General features: G+C 53.2%; 3 protein-coding genes. 2 read left to right on the forward strand and 1 reads right to left on the reverse strand.

Annotated elements, in window-relative coordinates; translation table 11 throughout:
* Positions 1–536, forward strand: a 536-nt coding sequence (gene metG / locus ACTHUT_RS19540; protein WP_440419489.1) for a methionine--tRNA ligase subunit beta, incomplete at its 5' end; no start/stop codon positions are given.
* Positions 537–563: 27 nt separating this feature from the next.
* Positions 564–758 (forward strand): virulence regulator, encoded by a 195-nt coding sequence (locus tag ACTHUT_RS19545; RefSeq protein WP_070460991.1) that lies wholly within the window; start codon positions 564–566, stop codon positions 756–758.
* A gap of 109 nt (positions 759–867) precedes the next feature.
* Here the strand turns inward: ACTHUT_RS19545 and rsgA are convergent, their stop codons facing one another.
* Positions 868–1,734 (reverse strand): ribosome small subunit-dependent GTPase A, encoded by an 867-nt coding sequence (gene rsgA, locus ACTHUT_RS19550; protein WP_440385879.1) that lies wholly within the window; start codon positions 1,732–1,734, stop codon positions 868–870.
* Positions 1,735–1,805: the final 71 nt, after the last annotated feature.

A 1,805-nucleotide genomic window follows, 5' to 3' on the forward strand; every position in this document is an offset into this window, starting at 1 on the left:
ACGCCGCCAAATTCCTGAATTTGGAAGCCATCACTTGGGCAAATACACGCGAAACCTTGGGCGAACACGCCATCAACAAATACGAACATTTAATGCAACGAGTGGAGCAAAAACAAGTGGACGATTTGATCGAAGCCAACAAACAAAGCATCGCTGCCGCAGCCGCGCCTGCCGCCGAAGAAAGTAAATACGAAAAAGTTGCCGAACAAGCGAGCTTTGACGACTTTATGAAAATCGACATACGCGTCGCCAAAGTATTGAACTGCGAAGCCGTTGAAGGCAGCACCAAACTCCTAAAATTCGACCTCGATTTCGGTTTTGAAAAACGCATCATCTTCTCCGGCATCGCCGCGTCTTATCCCAACCCTGCCGAATTGAACGGCCGCATGGTCATCGCCGTCGCCAACTTCGCCCCGCGCAAAATGGCAAAATTCGGCGTATCCGAAGGCATGATCCTCTCCGCCGCCACGGCAGAGGGCAAACTGAAGCTCCTCGATGTCGATGCGGGCGCACAGCCCGGGGATAAAGTGGGCTAAGGCTTAGCCAAACCATAAGGAGAAACCATGTTAAACCTTTCCGCTCCGGTACTTAAAGAAATTGAGTTGCTTAATGATGCAGGCTTATCGGTTGGCGCTATTATTACAGTGTTGCGTCTGAAGTTTCCGGTAGAACTCCATGATCGGGGGGACAAACAAATTGAAGAAGCCGTTCTTCTCATGATCAATCCGCCACGAAAAGCACCTTCTCTTTCCCGCTAAGGCAGCAGTGCCGGTTGAAAGGTAAATTTGGTTATACTTCAACAAAAGGCCGTCTGAAAGTTTCAGACGGCCTTTTTATTTATCCAAACGCTTAGTTTCCGTTCAATCTTTATCTTAACAATTCATCGGTAACGCGTTGCAGAAACTCAATACGCTCGGGTTTGGCTTCGCCTGATTCGGCAGCGGCTTTGACGGCGCAGCCGGGTTCGGCGCGGTGGGTGCAGTTGTGGAAACGGCACTGGCCGATAAGGTGGCGCAGGTCGGGGAAGTATTGTAATAAATCGGCAGCTTGGAGATGGTGCAGGCCGAATTCTTGCAGGCCGGGGGAATCGATGAGTCGGGTTTCTGTGTTTAAATCGTACAGTTGGGCGTGGGTGGTGGTGTGTTTGCCGGAGTCGAGCGCGGTGGAAATGTCGCCGGTTCGGGCGGCTTGGTTGCCGAGTAGGGCGTTGGTCAGGGTGGACTTGCCCATGCCGCTTTGTCCGAGCAGGATGTTGGTTTGCCCTTCTAAAATGGGACGCAGGATGTCGGCGTTTTCCAATGCGTTGGTTTCGACCACGGGGTAGCCGAGGGTTTCGTAGAATTTGAGTTTCTCGCGCCATTGGGCAGTTTCGGGGAGGTCGGCTTTGTTGAGGACGATGACGGCGTTAATGCCGGCCGCTTCGGCTGCGAGGAGGGCGCGTTGCAACAGGGCTTCGCTGGGTGAGGGGCTGGCGGCGGTTACGATGAGCAGTTGGGTAACGTTGGCGGCAATCAGTTTGGTTTTCCACGCGTCTTGGCGGTAGAGCAGGCTTTCGCGCGGGAGATAGTCTTCAATCACGACTTGTTCGCCGTTGATGGGGCTGATGCGGACTTGGTCGCCGCAGGCGAAATCGACGCGTTTTTTGCGGGTGGTGGCGTCATATGTTTGGCCGTCAGGGGTGCGGACAATATAGCGGCGGCCATAGCTGGTAATGATTTGGGCGGTATCGGTCATGATGGGGTTTATTGTTTGGAATGGTGTGATTGTACCGAAAGTCGGCTATGGCCGTCTGAAAACTTGTTTGC

The sequence above is a fragment of the Neisseria sp. P0022.S010 genome, from assembly GCF_051956635.1.

What these genes read in the sequence shown, in the direction of transcription:
- ACTHUT_RS19545 (WP_070460991.1), top strand. Translation starts at nt 564, where the DNA reads ATGTTAAACCTTTCCGCTCCGGTACTTAAAGAAATTGAGTTGCTTAAT.
- rsgA (WP_440385879.1), bottom strand. Translation starts at nt 1,734, where the DNA reads ATGACCGATACCGCCCAAATCATTACCAGCTATGGCCGCCGCTATATT.